The 13,511-nt window shown below is 70.3% G+C and carries 10 protein-coding genes and 2 tRNA genes; 7 read left to right on the top strand and 5 right to left on the bottom strand.

The features are described 5' to 3' along the window. Positions 1 to 260 precede the first annotated feature (260 nt). The 4 genes from gyrB (at position 261) to ACIPSE_RS15925 (ending at position 5,970) form a co-directional block, all read left to right on the top strand. Positions 261 to 2,345, top strand: coding sequence for a DNA topoisomerase (ATP-hydrolyzing) subunit B (gene gyrB / locus ACIPSE_RS15940; protein ID WP_401662705.1), 2,085 nt, complete (start codon positions 261 to 263; stop codon positions 2,343 to 2,345). A 42-nt stretch (positions 2,346 to 2,387) separates the two neighbouring features. Further along, a complete protein-coding gene (gene gyrA, locus ACIPSE_RS15935; protein WP_401662703.1) occupies positions 2,388 to 4,979 on the top strand; it encodes a DNA gyrase subunit A in 2,592 nt (863 codons plus the stop codon). A gap of 17 nt (positions 4,980 to 4,996) precedes the next feature. Then, a complete protein-coding gene (locus ACIPSE_RS15930; RefSeq protein WP_401662701.1) occupies positions 4,997 to 5,770 on the top strand; it encodes a DUF3566 domain-containing protein in 774 nt (257 codons plus the stop codon). A gap of 123 nt (positions 5,771 to 5,893) precedes the next feature. After that, positions 5,894 to 5,970 (top strand) — tRNA-Ile (locus ACIPSE_RS15925). Positions 5,971 to 6,289: 319 nt separating this feature from the next. Here the strand turns inward: ACIPSE_RS15925 and ACIPSE_RS15920 are convergent. Beyond that, positions 6,290 to 6,646: a DUF6344 domain-containing protein gene (locus tag ACIPSE_RS15920; protein WP_401662699.1), complete on the bottom strand. Its 357-nt coding sequence runs from the start codon at positions 6,644 to 6,646 to the stop codon at positions 6,290 to 6,292. 339 nt (positions 6,647 to 6,985) lie between these two features. Between ACIPSE_RS15920 and ACIPSE_RS15915 the strand changes: the two genes are divergently transcribed. Together ACIPSE_RS15915 and ACIPSE_RS15910 are read left to right on the top strand one after the other, a co-directional pair. After that, positions 6,986 to 7,114 carry a DLW-39 family protein gene (locus ACIPSE_RS15915; RefSeq protein WP_003999697.1) on the top strand — a complete coding sequence of 43 codons (129 nt, stop codon included), beginning with the start codon at positions 6,986 to 6,988 and terminating at the stop codon, positions 7,112 to 7,114. Positions 7,115 to 7,300: 186 nt separating this feature from the next. Next, the gene (locus ACIPSE_RS15910; protein WP_401662697.1) at positions 7,301 to 8,581 is read left to right on the top strand and encodes a hypothetical protein; all 1,281 of its coding nucleotides are present in this window, start codon (positions 7,301 to 7,303) and stop codon (positions 8,579 to 8,581) included. A 148-nt stretch (positions 8,582 to 8,729) separates the two neighbouring features. Here the strand turns inward: ACIPSE_RS15910 and ACIPSE_RS15905 are convergent, their stop codons facing one another. Then, a complete protein-coding gene (locus ACIPSE_RS15905) occupies positions 8,730 to 10,298 on the bottom strand; it encodes a protein kinase (protein WP_401662695.1) in 1,569 nt (522 codons plus the stop codon). A 343-nt stretch (positions 10,299 to 10,641) separates the two neighbouring features. Beyond that, the gene (locus ACIPSE_RS15900) at positions 10,642 to 11,190 is read right to left on the bottom strand and encodes a helix-turn-helix domain-containing protein (protein ID WP_401662693.1); all 549 of its coding nucleotides are present in this window, start codon (positions 11,188 to 11,190) and stop codon (positions 10,642 to 10,644) included. 180 nt (positions 11,191 to 11,370) lie between these two features. Here ACIPSE_RS15900 and ACIPSE_RS15895 point away from each other — a divergent pair. After that, positions 11,371 to 11,443: transfer RNA gene (locus ACIPSE_RS15895), tRNA-Ala, on the top strand. An 87-nt stretch (positions 11,444 to 11,530) separates the two neighbouring features. On the opposite strand, the gene ACIPSE_RS15890 is transcribed toward ACIPSE_RS15895, so the two are convergent. Continuing rightward, positions 11,531 to 12,301 carry a M23 family metallopeptidase gene (locus tag ACIPSE_RS15890; protein WP_401662691.1) on the bottom strand — a complete coding sequence of 257 codons (771 nt, stop codon included), beginning with the start codon at positions 12,299 to 12,301 and terminating at the stop codon, positions 11,531 to 11,533. A 131-nt stretch (positions 12,302 to 12,432) separates the two neighbouring features. After that, positions 12,433 to 13,362: a glycoside hydrolase family 26 protein gene (locus ACIPSE_RS15885; protein WP_401663121.1), complete on the bottom strand. Its 930-nt coding sequence runs from the start codon at positions 13,360 to 13,362 to the stop codon at positions 12,433 to 12,435. Between the last annotated feature and the right edge of the window lie 149 nt (positions 13,363 to 13,511).

Here is a 13,511-nt window from a genome sequence, read left to right as displayed (position 1 = left end):
ACAGCCCGAAGCGCTGAGTGCCGCTGTGAGCCTCTTGGAGCCCCATTCCGTATATGGGGACCCGGAAGAGGCGGATTGAGGGCGGCACATGAGGACTCAGGTACCGGCAAACCCCCATCACTGTCGGCGCTACCGGTAGACTGGAAGCTAATCCCGCCCCATTCGTGGGGACCGTGCGGGACACGCTGAGCAACGCTGATCAAGGCTTACCAACGCAACATGCCGCAGCCGCTCCGGCAACCAGCCGACGAGCCTGGCTTGTGCTGTGCCAGAAAGGGCGCTTCGTGGCCGATTCCGGCAACCCCAACGAGAACATCCCGTCCACCGACGCCGGCGAGAACGCCCCGGCGACTTCGTCGAGCCACGAGGTCACCGCCTCGTACGACGCCAGCGCCATCACCGTCCTCGAAGGCCTGGACGCGGTCCGCAAGCGCCCCGGCATGTACATCGGCTCCACCGGCGAGCGCGGTCTGCACCACCTTGTGTACGAGGTCGTCGACAACTCCGTCGACGAGGCCCTGGCCGGTCACGCGGACACGATCGACGTGACGATCCTCGCCGACGGCGGCGTGCGCGTCGTCGACAACGGCCGAGGCATCCCGGTCGGCATCGTGCCCTCCGAGGGCAAGCCGGCCCTGGAGGTCGTGCTGACGGTGCTGCACGCGGGCGGCAAGTTCGGCGGCGGCGGCTACGCGGTCTCCGGCGGTCTGCACGGCGTGGGTGTCTCCGTCGTGAACGCCCTGTCGTCGAAGGTCTCCGTCGAGGTGCGGACCGACGGCCACCGCTGGACGCAGGACTACAAGATGGGTGCCCCCACGGCGCCGCTCTCCCAGCACGAGGCGACCCAGGAGACCGGTACGTCGGTCACCTTCTGGGCCGACGGCGACATCTTCGAGACCACGGACTACTCCTTCGAGACGCTGTCGCGGCGCTTCCAGGAGATGGCGTTCCTCAACAAGGGTTTGACGATCAAACTCACTGACGAGCGCGAGTCGGCGAAGGCCACGTCCGGGGCGGACGAGGCGGGCGCGGACGAGACCGCCGAGGTCAAGCACGTCACGTACCACTACGAGGGCGGCATCGTCGACTTCGTGAAGTACCTCAACGCCCGCAAGGGCGAGGCGGTGCACCCCACGGTCATCGACCTGGAGGCGGAGGACAAGGAGAAGAGCCTCTCCCTCGAAGTCGCGATGCAGTGGAACAGCGGCTACAGCGAGGGCGTCTACTCCTTCGCCAACATCATCCACACGCACGAGGGCGGCACCCACGAAGAGGGCTTCCGCGCGGCGCTGACCAACCTGGTCAACAAGTACGCGCGCGACAAGAAGCTGCTGCGCGAGAAGGACGACAACCTCACGGGTGACGACATCCGCGAGGGTCTGACGGCGATCATCTCGGTGAAGCTGAGCGAGCCGCAGTTCGAGGGCCAGACGAAGACCAAGCTGGGCAACACGGAGGCCAAGACCTTCGTCCAGAAGGCCGTCTACGAGCACCTGAACGACTGGCTGGACCGCAACCCGGTCGAGGCCGCCGACATCGTCCGCAAGGGCATCCAGGCCGCCACCGCGCGCGTGGCCGCCCGCAAGGCGCGCGACCTCACCCGTCGCAAGGGCCTGCTGGAGTCGGCGTCGCTGCCGGGCAAGCTGAGCGACTGCCAGTCCAACGACCCCACCAAGTGCGAGATCTTCATCGTCGAGGGTGACTCCGCCGGCGGCTCGGCCAAGTCCGGCCGCAACCCGCAGTACCAGGCGATCCTCCCGATCCGGGGCAAGATCCTCAACGTCGAGAAGGCGCGGATCGACAAGATCCTGCAGAACCAGGAGATCCAGGCACTGATCTCCGCCTTCGGCACCGGCGTGCACGAGGACTTCGACATCGAGAAGCTCCGCTATCACAAGATCATCCTGATGGCGGACGCCGACGTCGACGGCCAGCACATCAACACCCTGCTGCTGACCTTCCTGTTCCGCTTCATGCGGCCCCTGGTCGAGGCCGGGCACGTGTTCCTGTCGCGCCCTCCGCTCTACAAGATCAAGTGGGGCCGCGACGACTTCGAGTACGCGTACTCGGACCGCGAGCGCGACGCCCTGATCGAGCTGGGCAAGCAGCAGGGCAAGCGGATCAAGGACGACTCGGTCCAGCGCTTCAAGGGCCTCGGCGAGATGAACGCCGAGGAGCTGCGCGTGACCACCATGGACATCGAGCACCGCGTCCTCGGCCAGGTCACCCTCGACGACGCCGCCCAGGCGGACGAGCTGTTCTCGGTCCTGATGGGCGAGGACGTCGAGGCCCGGCGCCAGTTCATCCAGCGCAACGCCAAGGACGTCCGGTTCCTCGACATCTGAGTCGGTCTCAGCTGACCGCACCAGGAAGGATCTTCACCAGCAATGGCCGACGAGAACACTCCCGTGACGCCTGAAGAGGGCGAGACCACGGTACGGATCGAGCCCGTCGGGCTCGAGACGGAGATGCAGCGCTCGTACCTCGACTACGCGATGTCCGTCATCGTGGCGCGAGCGCTCCCCGACGTCCGTGACGGTCTCAAGCCCGTCCACCGCCGCGTCCTGTACGCCATGTACGACGGCGGCTACCGGCCCGAGAAGGGCTTCTACAAGTGCGCCCGCGTCGTCGGCGACGTCATGGGCAACTACCACCCCCACGGCGACAGCTCCATCTACGACGCCTTGGTCCGTCTCGCCCAGCCGTGGTCGATGCGCATGCCGCTCGTCGACTCCAACGGCAACTTCGGCTCCCCGGGCAACGACCCGGCCGCCGCCATGCGCTACACCGAGTGCAAGTTGGCGCCGCTGTCGATGGAGATGGTCCGCGACATCGACGAGGAGACCGTCGACTTCACGGACAACTACGACGGCCGCTCCCAGGAGCCGACCGTCCTGCCCGCCCGCTTCCCGAACCTGCTGATCAACGGTTCGGCCGGTATCGCGGTCGGCATGGCGACCAACATCCCGCCGCACAACCTGCGCGAGGTCGCGGCCGGCGCCCAGTGGTGTCTGGAGAACCCGGACGCCTCGCACGAGGAGCTGCTGGACGCCCTCATCGAGCGGATCAAGGGCCCGGACTTCCCGACCGGCGCCCTCGTCGTGGGCCGCAAGGGCATCGAGGAGGCGTACCGCACCGGGCGCGGCTCGATCACCATGCGCGCGGTCGTCGAGGTCGAGGAGATCCAGAACCGCCAGTGCCTGGTGGTCACGGAACTGCCGTACCAGACGAACCCCGACAACCTCGCGCAGAAGATCGCCGACCTCGTCAAGGACGGCAAGATCGGCGGCATCGCCGACGTCCGCGACGAGACGTCCAGCCGTACCGGCCAGCGTCTGGTGATCGTCCTGAAGCGGGACGCGGTCGCCAAGGTCGTCCTGAACAACCTCTACAAGCACACCGACCTCCAGACGAACTTCGGCGCCAACATGCTGGCGCTCGTCGACGGCGTGCCGCGCACCCTGTCCCTGGACGCCTTCATCCGCCACTGGGTGAAGCACCAGATCGAGGTCATCGTCCGCCGCACGAAGTTCCGGCTGCGCAAGGCCGAGGAGCGGGCGCACATCCTGCGCGGCCTGCTCAAGGCCCTGGACGCCATCGACGAGGTCATCGCGCTCATCCGGCGCAGCGACACCGTCGACATCGCGCGCGCGGGCCTGATGGGCCTCCTGGAGATCGACGAGATCCAGGCCAACGCCATCCTGGAGATGCAGCTCCGCCGGCTCGCCGCCCTGGAGCGCCAGAAGATCATCCAGGAGCACGACGAGCTCCAGGCGAAGATCGCCGAGTACAACGCGATCCTGGCCTCGCCGGTCCGCCAGCGCGGCATCGTCAGCGAGGAACTCGCCGCGATCGTCGAGAAGTTCGGCGACGACCGCAAGACCATGCTGGTGCCCTACGACGGTGACATGTCCATCGAGGACCTGATCGCCGAGGAGGACATCGTCGTCACCGTCTCGCGCGGCGGCTACGTCAAGCGCACCAAGACGGACGACTACCGCGCCCAGAAGCGCGGCGGCAAGGGCGTGCGCGGCACGAAGCTGAAGGAAGACGACATCGTCGACCACTTCTTCGTCTCCACCACGCACCACTGGCTGCTGTTCTTCACCAACAAGGGGCGCGTGTACCGGGCGAAGGCCTACGAGCTCCCGGACGCCGGCCGGGACGCGCGCGGGCAGCACGTCGCGAACCTGCTGGCCTTCCAGCCGGACGAGGCGATCGCCGAGATCCTCGCGATCCGCAACTACGAGGTCGCGCCCTATCTGATCCTGGCCACCAAGGGCGGTCTGGTGAAGAAGACGCCTCTGAAGGATTACGATTCGCCCCGCTCCGGCGGTGTCATCGCGATCAACCTCCGGGAGACGGAGGACGGTTCGGACGACGAACTGATCGGAGCCGAACTCGTCTCGGCCGAGGACGATCTGCTGCTGATCAGCAAGAAGGCCCAGTCGATCAGGTTCACCGCCACGGACGACGCGTTGCGGCCCATGGGCCGTGCGACCTCGGGTGTCAAGGGCATGAGTTTCCGCGAGGGGGACCAGCTGCTCTCGATGAATGTTGTTCGACCCGGTACGTTCGTGTTCACTGCCACCGACGGTGGGTACGCGAAGCGGACCGCCGTCGACGAGTACCGCGTCCAGGGTCGCGGCGGCCTCGGTATCAAGGCCGCCAAGATCGTCGAGGACCGCGGTTCGCTCGTCGGCGCGCTGGTGGTCGAGGAGACCGACGAGATCCTCGCCATCACCCTCGGCGGCGGTGTGATTCGTACGCGAGTCAACGAGGTCAGGGAGACGGGCCGTGACACCATGGGCGTCCAACTGATCAACCTGGGCAAGCGCGATGCCGTCGTCGGTATCGCCCGTAACGCCGAGGCGGGACGTGAGGCGGAAGAGGTCGACGGCGTGGACGCCGACGACGAGACCGCCGAGGGTACCGCGACGACCGGCACGGACGAGGGTGAGGCGCCCTCGCCCGAGTAGCACGAGGAGTGAGTCACGTGAGCGGAGCCACGGGCGCCGGGTCGTCCGGTACCTCTTCAGGTACGGACCCGAACGGCGGCGGCCGTGGCTCCGCCGCGCGTGCGACGGACGGCCGTGTGACCGACGGCCGTCCGGCTGATTCGCACACGACCCAGTTGAAAGCGATCAAGTCGCCCGCGAAGGACTCTCCCTCGCCCGACATGTCTGGATCCCAGGGGGGAACCGTGACGGACACCCGAGGCCCGCAGGGCCCGACGCCGGTGCAGACGCCGGCTCAGGCCCCGGCCTCGCCGCTGCCCGGTGAGCGCCAGCCGCAGCAGGCCGCCGGGCCGTACCACCCGCCGCAGGCCTACCCGGCGCAGGCGCCCGCCCCGGCTGGTGCCGTGCGCCGTCCGCGCACGGGCGCGCGCACCACGCCGCGCACCCGCAAGGCGCGGCTGCGGGTGGCCAAGGCCGACCCGTGGTCGGTGATGAAGGTCAGCTTCCTGCTCTCCATCGCGCTCGGCATCTGCACGATCGTGGCCGCCGCCGTGCTGTGGATGGTCATGGACGCGATGGGCGTCTTCTCGACGGTCGGCGGCACGATCTCGGAGGCGACGGGCTCGAACGAGTCCAACGGCTTCGACCTGCAGTCCTTCCTGTCGCTGCCGAACGTCCTGATGTTCACGACGATCATCGCGGTCATCGACGTCGTCCTCGCGACGGCTCTCGCGACCCTCGGCGCGTTCATCTACAACCTCTCCGCGGGCTTCGTCGGCGGTGTCGAGCTGACGCTCGCCGAGGACGAGTGACTTAACCGCGATCGTCGCTTCAAACCTGCGGTGCCGGTGTCCCGACAACCGATTTTGGGACTGCCCATGTCGTGCGCTAATCTTCAGGAGTCAGCGCGCGGGACACACACCGCAGAGCGCGGCGGGGCTATAGCTCAGTTGGTTAGAGCGCATCCCTGATAAGGATGAGGCCACAGGTTCAAATCCTGTTAGCCCCACCAGAGGTAAAGACCCCCGGTCCAGTGGACCGGGGGTCTTCTGGTGTCGGTGGTGGGACTCCGACCGCCAGGACGGGTGGAGCCACATCGACCGTCACCGGAAGACCCCCGTCCCTCCCCCCGGCACCTGTGGCTTGTGACCGCACAGCACGAAGACCCCCGACCGTTCCCGGCCGGGGGTCCTTCGCTTGCTCCTACGCCGTTGTAGGAGGGTCTCGCGACTGTTGTCGAGTCGTGTAAGAGGGCGTGTACGCAAGTTCGCCGTTACGTCAGGGAGAGGTGTGCGCCGGGAGGTGCATCGCGAGGTGCGCGGCGCGCGCGGTCAGCGCTGGAGGGGAGCGGCCGGCTCGGCCGCGGGGGCGGCGTCGGCCGCCGTGTCGTCGCAGGCCGCGTCCGGCTCCGCCTCGGTGTCCGAGGGCGGCCGGTGCCGGCAGCTGGGGGTCTTGCCGTGGGCCTCGGCGCGGATCCGTTGCTTCATCGTGGGCGGCAGGGCCCGGACGACGGCCCAGGACCAGAGGGGTTGTGCCGGAGGTTCGGCCGAAGCGCTGGTGTTGCGGGACTGCTCGCTCCGCGGTACCGCCGCGGCGGCGGTGGTGGTGATGAGGCCGAGCGTCGTGCACAGCGCCAGCAGGGCGGTGACGAGTGCGGTCCACAGCTTCGTGACCTGGTTCCGGAACATGGTCCCCTCACTTTCAGGTTGGGCGATTTGCGTACTTTCCTCATGATGTGTATGGACGCGGCGAAATCACGGACCGACGCCCCTGGCGCGTCGATCTTCAGATGAACACCACCCGGATGGGCGCAAGAAGCCCGAAAAGCGGAGGACAAGGGAGGAGCGGGTGTGAAAACACCGTCCGTGGGGGTGTGATCACCCTCCGATCGGAGCGGTGTCATCCACTTCTACTGCGCTGCGCCGGACGGAAGTTGAGGGGCTGACGCAGGTCACCGATCGGTATCGGTCGGTGTGTATAGTCGGGCGCCAGAGGTCCCCTACGTCAAGGAAAGACGAGGTCACGCGGTGAAGAAGCTTCTCCTGGTCGCACTGGCCGCCATCGGCGGGCTCCTCGTGTACCGCCAGATCCAGGCGGATCGCGCCGAGCAGGATCTGTGGACGGAGGCGACTGACTCCGTGCCCACGGGTTCGTGAGTTCCGACTTACGGTTCAGACCAGACCCCGGCCGCCCAGCGGTCGGGGTTTTGTGTTGCCCGGATGAGCCGCGGCCTCGCGGGGCAGGATGGGCCACGGTCCGGCTACGACGAGGGGTGGCGCGTGATGGGGCGGCTTACGGTGCGGTGGCGGCGCGGTCGGCCGTGGACTACCGTGCGCCGGGTCGTGCCCACGGCAGCCGCGGTGGCCGTGGCGGCCGTGCTGACCGCGGTCCTGCCCGGGCCTCCCGCACTCGCGGCCGGCACCCCGAGCCCGTACGGCTACGCCCCCGACGTCCGGACGGTCACCGGCGCCGAGAGCACCACGGACGCCGAGCCCCTCGACCCCGGCGAGACCTACCGGAGCATCCTCCCGGCCGACGGCGAGCGCTCCTACCGGCTCACCCTCGACGACGCCTCCTCCGACGCGTACGTCGCCGTGACGGCCCTCCCGCGCGCGGGGACGACGCTGTCCTCGACGGACGGCATCCGCGTGAGCCTGGAGGACGCCGACGGCGGCATCTGCGACACCGACAGCACCCTCGTGGGCCCCAGCCGCGACCCGCACCCCTTCGTCGCCTCCGTGGCGCGCGAGTCCACCTCCCGGCGCACCGCCTGCGCGGGCGAGGGCCCGTACTACGTGGTCGTCGGACGGACCACCGTCACGGGCGCGGCACCCGGCGACTGGGACCTGGAGCTGACGCCGGTGCTGGAACCGGGGCTGAGGGAACCCGGCCCGACCGAGGCACCGCGTGACCAGGACTCCTCCTCACCCGACCCGCTCACCGGGCAGGCCGTGCGGCGCGCCGGAGGGGCCGGATTCTCCGACGCCGAGGCGCTGGCCCAAGGCGTCTGGAGCACCGGCATCACGCCGGGCGGCACCCTCTTCTACTCGGTGCCGGTCGACTGGGGTCAGCGGATCCACGTCACGGCCGAACTGGGCGGCGGAGCGACCCGCGGCCGTTATGTCACCGGCGCCCTGACCCTGTCCCTCCACAACCCCGCCCGCGTGCCCGTCGAGGACCTCGGTCTCGGCTACGACGGACGCCCGCAGTCCCGGGCCCTCGCCTCCCTGCCGCCGGTCGAGTACGCCAACCGCAACGCCTCCGCCCAGCAGATCAACGGCATGCGGGTCGCGGGCTCGTACTACCTCGCCGTCCATCTCAGCGACCGGGTCGCCGAGGAGTACGGCGACGGGGCGCTCGGGGTGACGCTGCGGGTCCGGGTCGACGGGGCGGTGGAGGCCGCGCCGGAGTACGTGGGCCCGTCCCGGCCGCGAGGGCTGTTCGAGGTCGCGGGACATGACGAGGCGGTGGCCGCCGGGGGAGGCGGCGGACAAGGCGGCGGCGCGGACGACACCGCGATGAAGGTCGTCGCGGTGGCGGGCATCGGCGGTGGAACCGTGCTGCTGGCGGGGCTCGCGGCCTGGACGGTGGCGGCTCGGCGACGGGGCCGGGCTGGGGTCTGACGACCGCCTGGCAGCGTCCTGGCAGGGTCTTTGCGGCGATCCGGCGGCGATCCGGCGGCGTTCCGGCGGCGTTCCGGCGGCGACCTGACGGCAGGGCGCCGGGCCGCGACGTCCGGGGACCGCGTGGGCGTCGGGAGCCGTGCGGGGGTCAGATGACGTGGGCCAGCGCCCAGAACCCGATGGCGTAGCAGGACAGGGCCAGCAGGAGCAGAGGGATCGTCACCTTGGCCGGGGGGCCGGGGCGTCGGCGTGCCCGGGAACCGCGACGGCGGGAAACCGGCCGGGCCGGAGGCGGAACCTGAGGGGCCTGAGCGGTGTACGAAAGAGTAGAAGCGTCGGGGGGCTGGAGCGGGGGCGAAGGATGGAGCAGGGACTGGGGCACGGGGTGCGGCCGTGGTGGTGGCGGGGACAGCGGCTGTTGTTGCGGGGGGTGCGGCGGGGGAGCCGAGGGCATCCGGGGGGAGGGCGTGGCCGCCTGCGGGGGCGGGGGGAGAAGGAAGCTGCCCGTGTCCGACATGGAGGGGACGGAGCCGTGAGCCGGGCCGTGTTGCGGCACGGGCCTCCCCGCGCCGGACAGGGGACCCGTCGTCGGCCCGGGGCGGCGTGGATCGGGCGTGTGCGTCGTCGGCGCCGCGGCGGCCTCGGAGGGGCCCCGGCGGGGGTCGGTCGGCGTGGAGCCGGTGCCGCCGCCGGTGCCGCTGCCGGTGGCGCCAGCGTCACCATGAGGGCCGCTACGGCCGGTTCCGCGGCCACCGGGGCCCGCTCCGGTTCCGGTACCCGCCCCCGTGCCCGTCCCGGTCCCCGTGCCCGTGTTCACGTTCACGCCGGGAGACAGGCTGAGCGGGCCCTCGAAGGCGAACCCCGTGGGCAAGGGCCCCAGTTGGTCGAAGATCTCGATGGTCTCGTCGTCGGGCCCGGGGTCGGGCAGCAGCTCCCGTGCCGCGGCGAGCGCCTTGCGGGCCCCCGTGGCCGTGCGGAAGCGGGCCTGCGGGTCGGGCTGGAGCAAGGTGGCCACGACCTGCCAGAGCGGCTCGGGGATGCCCTTGGGGGCGCCCGGCGTGCCATGGGCGGCGAAGTACTGGACCAGGGCCTTGGTGTCGGGCTTGGCGCCTTCCAGGAGGTACAGCGCGACCAGGCCGGCCGAGAACAGGTCGCCGGAGAACTCCGGTTCGGCGCCCATCATCTGCTCGGGCGAGATGTAACCGGGTGTGCCGACGACGAGGTTGGTCTCCGTCAGCCGTGGCTCGCCCAGGCGCATCGCGATGCCGAAGTCGGACAGACGCAGCCGGGGGCGCCCCGTACCGGTGGCCTCCAGCAGCAGGTTGGCGGGCTTGACGTCACGGTGGACCACGTCCTCCGCGTGCACCGCGGCGAGGCCCGACAGCAGTTGGTCCAGGAGGGTGCAGACGAACCCGGGCGGCAGGGGGCCGTAGTCCCCGATCAGGTGGACCAGCGAACCGCCCGCGACCAGGTCCATCGTGAAGAGGACCTTGTCGTCGTCGGCGGCCCAGCTGGCGGGCGCGAGCACATGGGGATGGTCGATCCGCAGCGCCTGTTCACGGACGAAGCGCAACAACGAGTGCGCGTCGCTCTGTTGGAGCACCTTGGCGGCGACATAGCGACGGCGGCGGTGGTCCCAGGCGCGCCAGACGGCGCCGACACCTCCGCGTCCGATCGGGTCGACGAGTTCGTACCGGCCGGCGAAGACCTCACCCATGGCAGTGCGTCGCTCCTCCCCCTTCGGTCTCCCCCCTTGCTTCCCCCTCTGCGAGGGGTACGACTCCCGCCGTACCCCTCCGATCCCCCGTGGCTTTCCCCCGTTGCTCTTCCTCGGGGACTTTCACCCCGCGGACCTCCACCCCCGTGGATTTCCGTCCCCCGTCGACCCACGTCCCCCGTGGACTTCCCCCGTCGTCCCGTTCGGGATCCCCCGATCCCTTCGCGATGAGTGACACCCTCGTGCGTCCTGCGCACGGCCTGTGGTGCGGTCACGCCCCCGCGTGTCGCTCCGTGGCCGTCGCCCGGCGGCCGAACCCCCTTCGGTGACCGGGCCCGTGGGGTCAGCTCTGGTGTGACTGGTAGTGCGCGACCGCGTCGGAGGTACGGCCCGCGCCGTAGACCCGGAGGAACTCTGCCAGTTCCGGGTGGGTCGGGGCGAGGGTGTCCGCCGCGTCGATGATGTCCCCGGCGGCCGCGACCGAGCGCAGCAGCGACTGGATCTCGCGGACGACCCGCTTGACCGTCGGCGCTCCCGAACTGGTGGTCGTGGTCGTGGTGTTGCTGAGCACCGAGCCCCCTTGCGACTTCTTGATCTCGTCCATGCGCTCGGTGGCCTCGGCCGCGCTCACGCTGCCGTCCGCCACCTGACCGGCCAGGTCCTGCAGCAGCTGCACGCGCTGCACGACGGCCGGGTTGCCGATCTTCGCCCGCTGGCCGCTCATGAGCTGCGACAGCATCGGCGCGGACAGGCCGAGCACCCCCGCGAGACGAGCCTGGTTGAGGCCGAGGTCGTCTATGAGCTTACGGAAGAGCGCCCCCAGCGGCTCTCCATACCAGTTCCGCTGCAGTTCCCGCGCTCTCGCGGTCGCTTCCTGCTGTGCGGCGTCCATTGCGTCTCCCCATCGCTTCCCCAAAAACCCGGTTCGCCATCGCGAACCACGCCGAGCATCTTACGGAGAGTGGTCGTTCACGGGGACCCCCAATCTTTTTGCGAGATAGGGGGGACGACCGGGTACTCTGGTCAGCGGCGCCCGCCGGAGTGAGTTCCCTTCGGTCGGACGTTCCCTCCCGGGGCCTTAGCTCAGTTGGTAGAGCGCTGTCTTTGCATGGCAGATGTCAGGGGTTCGACTCCCCTAGGCTCCACAGCAGGTGACAAGAATGAATGCCCTCCGAACTGCGGAAACGCAGATTCGGAGGGCATTTTTTTGTGAGCCGGCGTTCCGGCCGCCGCTAGCGCACCCGCACCCCGTGCCGGGCCAGCCAGGGCAGAGGGGGCACCGCCGAACCCAGATACGGGGTGATCCGCACCTCGAAGTGGAGGTGCGGGCCGGTGACGTTGCCGGTGGCGCCGGACAGGCCCAGGCGGCGACCGGCCGTGACGCGCTGGCCCTTGCGGACGTCGATGCGGGACAGATGCGCGTATTGCGTGAAGTACCCGTCCCGGTGCCGGACGAGGACCTGGTTGCCGAAGCCGTCGCCACAGGTCGTGGCCCAGACGGTGCCGGGGCCCACGGACCGCACGGGGGTGCCGGAGTTCACGGCGAAGTCCTGGCCGGTGTGCCGGTGCCGCCAGCGGTCGCCGCCCGCGGCGAAACCGGCCGTCAGCCAGTAGTTCGCGACGGGAGTCTGCCAACTACCCTTCTTCTTCGGGCTCTTGCCCCGTGGACAGCGTCCCGCGCGGCCCGAGCGGTCGACGGCCACCGGATCGTAGAGCGCGCGCTGGGACCGCCGTAGCTCGTCCCAGAGACGGTCGCGGAGCGTTTTCCGTCGGTCCTCGGCGGAGCGCACCCGCTCGGCCGGTGCCCGCTCGTCCTTGAGCCGGTCGACGCGGGCTCGCGCCTTCTCGTAGGCGTGGACCGTGTGTGCCGTACGCGCCGTGCCGTCGATACGGTCGGCGCTCGCGGGGGCCGCCGCCACCGCGACCAGGAGGGCGACCAGCAAGGCCGCCGATGTCGCGGTGCCGAACCGCCATGGAATCCGGATGCTCTGCCTCTGTCGCATGCTCGGATCATCCGATGATCGAGCCCGGCCGGGAGGCAGCGGCGGCCTTACACGCCGTGCGTTCCTCCGGTCGACCGAACGCCGCCCGGTGCCCCTGCTGCGTCACGCACGCCCCGCGGCCGACGGGCGGCTCAGCGGCCTCGGCGCATGCCCGCGCGGTACGCGGCCGTCGCCCTCGGGTTCTTCCGGCACCGCCACACACCGTGCGGGCAGTAGTCGGTGATCGAGTGGTACAGCGGCCGGGTCCGGGCGATCCAGCCGAGCATGCCGCGCACGTAGGCAGCGTCGTCACCGTTCGCGTACAGGCCCCACTCCGGGTACGAGAACGGCTTGCGGTGCGCCCGGGCGAACCGTACGTGCGCGCGCAGCCCGTACGGCTCGTTCAGCTGGCCGGCGAACGGCAGCCGCCGGGGCGCGTCGTAGGCGTCCATGCCGATGATGTCGACGACCCGGTCGCCCGGGTAGCAGCGCGTCCAGGGGATGGCGTCGCGGCCCCGGTTGGGCGTGAACTCGAACCGGAACCGCTGTCCGCGCACCGAGCGCATCGCCCGCACCAGACGGCGCCAGTAGCGCTTCCACGCCCGTGGGTCGGGTCCGCACCGGTGTGTGTAGGTGATGCCGTTCATCTCCCAGCCCGGCACGAGGATCGTGTCCCGCGCCCCGAGCCGGACCAGCCGGCGGGCCAGCGTCCGGAAGTGGGCGTCGTAGCGTCCGGCGGCCCCGCGCCGCAGTTCCGCGCGGACCGTCCTGTCCGGCAGATGGGCCTCGTTGCGCGTCAGCATCGGCACGTTGAGCACGAGGAGCCGGTCCCGGCGGGCGGAACGCCATCTCGCCCAGGCGGAGAGGTAGTTCGGGGCGCCCTCGATGTTGCTCCACCGGTCGCCGGGCAGATACACGCGCCCGACCCGGGGCGTTGCCCCGCCGAGCCAGGTGCCCAGCGCGGTGAGCCGGCGCAGGTCCGCGGCCTCGTTGCCGACGTAGGCGCCGAACGCGACGGGCCGCTTCGGAGGGGTGCCGTCCGTCCGCGGGGCGCCCTCCGGTCCCGGCGGCGCCGTGAGCACGAGAACCGTCACGAGGGCCACGAGGGGGAGAGGCAGGGCCCGGCGGGCGAGGCGGCGACGCGGGCGGGTCGTCGCGGGTGTCCGGAGGTCGACTGCTGCCCTGCTCACGGGCCTCACCCGCCTCCCTGCCGGAGGCTTCCCCGAGTCCA

Origin of the sequence: Streptomyces sp. NPDC090106, from assembly GCF_044747265.1 — a bacterium.
Taxonomy (GTDB): Bacteria; Actinomycetota; Actinomycetes; order Streptomycetales; family Streptomycetaceae; genus Streptomyces.
This window is presented reverse-complemented; position numbering and strand designations above follow the sequence as displayed.

What these genes read in the sequence shown, in the direction of transcription:
- ACIPSE_RS15900 (WP_401662693.1), bottom strand. Translation starts at nt 11,190, where the DNA reads ATGGACGCCGCACAGCAGGAAGCGACCGCGAGAGCGCGGGAACTGCAG.
- ACIPSE_RS15920 (WP_401662699.1), bottom strand. Translation starts at nt 6,646, where the DNA reads ATGTTCCGGAACCAGGTCACGAAGCTGTGGACCGCACTCGTCACCGCC.
- ACIPSE_RS15890 (WP_401662691.1), bottom strand. Translation starts at nt 12,301, where the DNA reads ATGCGACAGAGGCAGAGCATCCGGATTCCATGGCGGTTCGGCACCGCG.
- gyrA (WP_401662703.1), top strand. Translation starts at nt 2,388, where the DNA reads ATGGCCGACGAGAACACTCCCGTGACGCCTGAAGAGGGCGAGACCACG.
- ACIPSE_RS15905 (WP_401662695.1), bottom strand. Translation starts at nt 10,298, where the DNA reads ATGGGTGAGGTCTTCGCCGGCCGGTACGAACTCGTCGACCCGATCGGA.